Annotated in this window: 4 protein-coding genes; all 4 read right to left on the bottom strand. The window is 33.0% G+C overall.

Translation table 11 applies throughout. The features are described 5' to 3' along the window. Window positions 1-217: 217 nt before the first annotated feature. The 4 genes from BM289_RS16160 to BM289_RS16145 all read right to left on the bottom strand — a co-directional run bounded on the left by BM289_RS16160 (window position 218) and on the right by BM289_RS16145 (window position 6,227). Entirely contained in the window at window positions 218-1,642 is a 1,425-nt protein-coding gene (locus BM289_RS16160) for an amino acid permease (RefSeq protein WP_091495391.1), read from the bottom strand. Window positions 1,643-1,746: 104 nt separating this feature from the next. Further along, window positions 1,747-5,022 (bottom strand): AsmA family protein, encoded by a 3,276-nt coding sequence (locus BM289_RS16155; RefSeq protein ID WP_091495390.1) that lies wholly within the window; start codon window positions 5,020-5,022, stop codon window positions 1,747-1,749. A 114-nt stretch (window positions 5,023-5,136) separates the two neighbouring features. Then, complete coding sequence (locus tag BM289_RS16150) at window positions 5,137-5,538, bottom strand: response regulator (RefSeq protein WP_091495389.1); 402 nt, start codon at window positions 5,536-5,538, stop codon at window positions 5,137-5,139. A 182-nt stretch (window positions 5,539-5,720) separates the two neighbouring features. Then, complete coding sequence (locus BM289_RS16145) at window positions 5,721-6,227, bottom strand: PRC-barrel domain-containing protein (protein ID WP_091495387.1); 507 nt, start codon at window positions 6,225-6,227, stop codon at window positions 5,721-5,723. Window positions 6,228-6,245 lie beyond the last annotated feature (18 nt).

The raw sequence follows: 6,245 nt of genomic DNA, 5'->3' as shown, positions 1-6,245 counted from the left end.
ATATGCAATAAATCGTTGAGTGTAATTATTTTTTAAACACATAGAAACATAGATTTTCTTCATGGTAAAAGTCGTTTCACTTTTAATAAAACACAAAGCTATGTGTTAAGAAACTAGTTTCTTTTTTGTTTCCTTTTATAGATAAGGAATTAACTATGTCTCTCTGTGTTTAAAAACTTTTCTTCAATGTATCAAAAAATAATACCGTAAAAGCTACTTATTTTTTTACTTTAAAAACTTTATAAAATACAAACAAAATACCCAGCCAAATAGGAATCAATTCTACCGATATTTTCATATTCGTCATCCACATAATGGATAAAATACCCAATAAAAACACAAAACAAATATAATTGCTTACCGGATAAAATAGGGATGCGAACTTGGTTTTTATGTTTTCCTGATCTTTTGTCCGTCTAAATTGCAGGTGTGTATACGAAATCATAACCCAGTTAATCACTAAACAAGACACTACTAAAGACATTAAAATACTAAAAGCCTCTTCCGGAATTACTTTATTGATTAAAATACAGATGGCTGCAAAACAGGACGAAATCAAAATAGCATTTACTGGCACTGATTGTTTGTTTAGCTTCTTTAAAAATTGAGGCGCACTACCTTGATCGGCTAAACCAAATAACATACGGGAGTTGCTGTAAACGCTACTGTTATAAACCGATAAAGCAGCAGTTAAAACAATTAGATTAAGCACATTGGCAATAAGACGCGTAAAATATATTTTATTGCCAAACAGCTCAAACTCCATTCCGTTTAAATTTTGAAAAACCATTACAAAAGGACTGCTGTCTGTCGTAATCTGTCTCCATGGCGACAAGGCAAATAAAATAACTAAAGCTCCAACATAAAATATCAGAATTCTATAAATAACCTGATTGGTTGCTTTTGGAATGTTTTTTTCCGGATTTTCTGCTTCGGCTGCCGTAATGCCAATGAGTTCTAATCCTCCAAAAGAAAACATAATCAGTGCCATTGCCGACAATAAGCCCTGAAAATCTCCGGTTGCCGTTTTTTCAAAGATGCCTTTTGGAAAAAAACCTCCATCATTATATAAATTATGAATAGTTGCCTGCTCTCCTCCTGTTCCACTTACCAATAAGTAAGTACCAAAAAGAATCATAGCAATAATAGCTACCACTTTTATGATGGAGAACCAAAATTCTGTTTCTCCATAGACTTTTACGGAAGCAAAATTCAAAGCATTAATCACCAAAAAGAAAAACAAACTGGATGCCCACAGCGGAATTTCGGGCCACCAGAACTGGACGTAGACCCCAATGGCTGTAAGTTCAGCCATACTGACTAAAATGTATAAAATCCAGTAATTCCAGCCCGATGCAAAACCTGCAAAAGAACCGCAATATTTATAAGCAAAATAGCTGAAACTTCCTGAAACAGGTTCTTCGACAACCATTTCACCAAGCTGTCTCATAATAAAAAAGGCGATAATTCCAGCAATAGCGTATCCCAGAATTACAGATGGTCCTGCTAATACTGCTGCTGGACCAATACCAAGGAAAAGACCTGTTCCTATTGATCCTCCTAAAGCAATTAACTGAATGTGGCGATTAGTCAGTCCGCGTTTCAGCTGGCTGTCTTCTACATTTTCATGTTCTTTTTTCACAGATTAAATTTTTAAATGAGTGGAATGTACTCATAAATGTATAAACAGCGAAGATAAGTTAAAAAAGGAATCACACAAAGTATGTGCTATGCTAAAGAACAATCTCATTTTAAGCTGTCTCTTCTTCTTGAATTCGTACGTGTTGTATTTAATGTATCTCTTTCTCTAGGTCGGCGACGTTCTTCTGGTTTTAAATTTTTGAGTTCGCTTTCTTCTGCAAAACTGGTGTCTTCTTTGAATTTTCCAGTAGAAATTTCAAAATCATCTGCAGTACCTGTAATTTTCATTGGAATATTGATAAGTCCCATTGGCGGAAGCCCTAATCGGAAACCTACATTTATTTTTCCGTCCATTGTTACCTGACCTTCCAGTTTTCCCCTAAAACCAGCCATTTTCATAGTGGTAGGCGTAATCGTCATTACATTATTTTTAATGGTCGAATGAATGGCAACTTTATTAAAGGAAGCTTTTTCTAAATCGGCTGCATCTGCTTTTTTGGCTACGTGATTTAAAAGTTTAAAGTTTTTAAATTTAATGTCTTCCAGAGTTAATGTTCCTTCTCCATCAATAGATTTAAAATCAATATCCATATTTCGGTCAATACTTCCTCCAAGCTGATAATCAACTGAAACTAAACCGTACGCATCTTTAGCCATAGAAACCAGTTCAGCAAAAATCGGAATCTCTTTATAAGCACGCTGAATATCAAAATTACTTGCTTTAAAATTTGCATTATATTTCGCCAATAAACGATGCTGGGCTTTGTAATCTCCCGTCATTTCTATTTTGGTGCCCGCCATATTAAAAGCCGCTTGGGTCACCTGAACTTTGCGCTCGTTCACAACAAGGTTTCCAACAAAATCATTAATCTTATATGTATCAAATTCTAAATCGTTAACCTTTGCTGTAATCTTTAAATCGGCTGTTCGTGGAATTCTAATAACGAAGTTTTTGTTTTTATCACCGGCATTTTTAGCAATAGTACTTACAGCTGTAGTATCTGTTTTTTGCGTGGCTTCTTCTTCCGCTTTCTGATCGGTATATTTTGCAATCATATCAAAAAATTCATTGGCATTAATATGATTACTCGAAAGTTCAATATCTGCTTTAAGCTTTTCATTAGATTGTTGTAAATACTTTCTATTAAAAAGATAACGCAAAACATTATGAATATAACCATTTAAAACAATATCAGATTTACCATAAGTAGCGCTAATTTGCTCAAAACGCATTTTATCCTTAAAAAACTTAAATGTCCCTTTAGAAACCTGAAACGGCTCTGGAAACATGGCACTCTTGATTACTAAATTTCGAGCTTCAAGTTTGCCGCCATTTTTAATATTGTCGTAGTTTTTGGCATCTAAATCTTTCTTAGAACCTTTAGCAATAAGATTGGTCTGAATTATTCCTGAAACCGTAACATCTTTCACTGGAAATAATTGCGTTAATTTACCAACATCCAGCGTTCCCTGAGTTTTGATATTATACACTAAATCATAAAGATTAGTAACCTCCCCTTCTACTTTAAAAGGCGATCCAGCCAAAACAAATTCAGCTGGCTGCAATTTTACATTTAAATCTTCTCCTGTACCTCTATTACTGCTTACAGCAGCGCTCACATTTATATTCCCAATAGGAATGTTAGGGAATTTAAGTGATTTTAAATAGCCATTCTTAATATTTACGATGGTTTTCGATGAGGGATATTTTTTCTGCTTACGGTTTAAAACCCCGTGCATGCTAACTTTTAAATTCAAATCACCTTTGACTTCCAAGCTGTCCAAAGGATAAAATTGATGTATGGTGGCTAAGTTAATTTTAGATTCCAATTCGGTATCTACCGTAAAAGGATATAATTTATGAAGTTCAAATTGTCCATGAATAAAATTGCCCAGCGCTTCTGCATTCAAATTGGTTATTTTTCCTGAAACATTTCTTAAAATACTGTCTTTAGCCGTTAAACTCAGATTCAGATTAACATTTTTTATCGCATCTGGTGTTTTGGTATTTTTTAAATAGCCATTTTTTAAACTTAGATTCAGCTGAAACTTTGGAATACTTTTAATTATAGTGTCTATTTTATTCAAACGCGGACTAAATCCTAAATCTCTTAGAAAAATACCATCGGCTTTTAAGTCAAGTGCAATATTGCCACGAATATCATTATCGTTCAGATTCAGTGCATCTTTGAATTTCGCTACATCTAAATCAGCTTTTATTGCCGTTTTAATCTTTAACTTCTTAAAACCTTCTGAATGGAAATTAACCGTTGTTTTCTTTTTATCCAGATTAAACGAAAGATTATCCAAATCAAATTTCAACTTATTAATATCTAAATCTCTAACCAAAGCTTTGGCCGAAATAGTAATATCTTTTACAGGTTCTTTAATTTTTTTGTAGGCAATCGTACCGCTGTTAATTTGTAAATCTGCTGAAACAACTGGTTTCTCCGATTGGTCCTGCATGTATTTACCGCGTGCGAAAATTCCAAAATTAATATTACCCGTAATCGTCATTTGTTCGCGCCATTGGTCATAAGCCGGTGGTACAAGCGACAGCATTTCTTCTAAAGTAGAATTTTTAGAAATCATTCGCAGATCAAAATCGTAACCTCCTTTTATGAAAGCAAAATAACCATTAAACGAAAAAGGAAAATTTTTAATTCGAATAGCATTTCGTTCAAACTTAAATTTAAGGGCTTTTGTATCTATGTAAGTAACAATTTCAGCATTTATGGGTTTACTGCGTACATAATCGACTCCAGCTACACTGAAATCAAACGTCTTTATTTTTACATTAGAATTAAGATCAAAAAAATCGGCACTTAAGTCTCCTGTCCCTTTATAGTTAAGATCTTGAACTTTAAACTTTAAAAGGGTACTTTTATCATTGTAATGGATATTGGTTTTGCTGATAACGACTTTCCTTATCTTAAATTCTGTTTGAGTGGTATCTACAGGAGCTTTAGAAGGTTTTACGATATTAAAGTTCGCATGTCCTTTTGGATCTATCTCGAGGTTTAAATTAGCATCATCCAAATAAACGGCGTCTAAAATTATTTTGCCTTTTAGTAAACTATAAAAATTGACTCCAACAGCAGCTGTTTCAGCCTTAACCACATTTGATGACGTAAACTGAACTTTTTTGTTTACGATGCTGACATTTTTAGCATACAGAATAATTGCGGGAAAATGTTTGAAAGCAGAAAGACCAATTTCATCAAAGCGAACTTCGGCATCCAGCTTTTGATTGGCTAAACTTTCAATTTTAGCTGTTATTTCATCTTTAAAAAAATAGGGAACAATTGTCAGTACAATTACCAAAAGTAAAAATAGGGTTACAATACATATTGCAACTTTTTTTAAAATCTTCTTGATCATTATTGGGGGGCTTATTCTTTAAGATTTTAAAAATAGAGATTTAATAACTATTGATAGTTACTGGAGGTAATATTAACTCAAAAATAACAATTTCCTCTCCAAATCTTCTAGCTACTATTTTTTCGTCGCTGTTTCTAATGTAATTATGTCATTTAAAAGTTCTGTAAGTTTTCTAAAATTCTCATGCTTTTTCAAAAACTGCACTTTTTTGAATTTATCTACAGCCTCTTTCAGCAAAGTTCCTGAATGTCCCGAATAAAGTACAACAGGAATCTTTTTTAGTTCTTTTACACTGCGAAGCAATTTAAGAAACTCCGTTCCATCCAGATACGGCATATGATAATCAAGAAAAATCATATCAGGAGATAACTTTGAATGCTGTAACTTTTTAAGAGCTTCCAAAGCATTGTTTTCTACTGAATATTTTATCTTGTTATTAATTGTCTGTAAGGCGGTTACGAAGATTTCTGCATCATCAGTATCATCGTCTACTAGTAAAATATTTCTGTATTTCATACCTCTAAATTAAATTACACCGAAACCCAATATTTTACATAATTTCAGTCTAAATTTACACAATTCCCATATTTTCAGAATTTTACAAAATGTAATTCTGCAATAAAAAAGATCAAACATTCTGAAACGTTTGATCTTTTAATTTCATTTTAATACGTTTTTCAATCTTGACAGGAGACTTTTTATCTTCCCTCAAATTCCCTTCGGTTGTAAAAAGTATCATCATCAGCATTAAAACCTGACTCATCTGCTGGATAATAGGATCTTAGTACACTACGTTCATAATCCCTGTCGAAATTATTCAGGCTGTTATATCTGCTAGTGCGTCTAAAAGTATCATATCCGATACTATTTGCCATCACAGTCTTAGTATCTTTATTAATATTTACAGATCCAATCGGAATAATAATATGACTGTCTCCATCTTTGTATACAAATTCTTTTCCGTTATCGTATGCAATGGCATCATGCACTTCTTTTTTGCTGTCTTCAATCAATGCTTTATCTACACTTACATCTAGATAAACAACACGCATCATATCTTTATTGACCCAAAGATTATCTATTTTGCCAATAGTACGGTTGTCCGAATCTACGATCTTCCATCCTCTTACATCAGAATAGTTTGAAGCAATTTTATAGTCGGAAAGTTCGTCTAATCTATATAAGTTTTTATCTTTATTTCCCATGAGGTTATTTTTTAATAT

Origin of the sequence: Flavobacterium phragmitis (assembly GCF_900112575.1) — a bacterium.
GTDB lineage: Bacteria > Bacteroidota > Bacteroidia > Flavobacteriales > Flavobacteriaceae > Flavobacterium > Flavobacterium phragmitis.
This window is presented reverse-complemented; position numbering and strand designations above follow the sequence as displayed.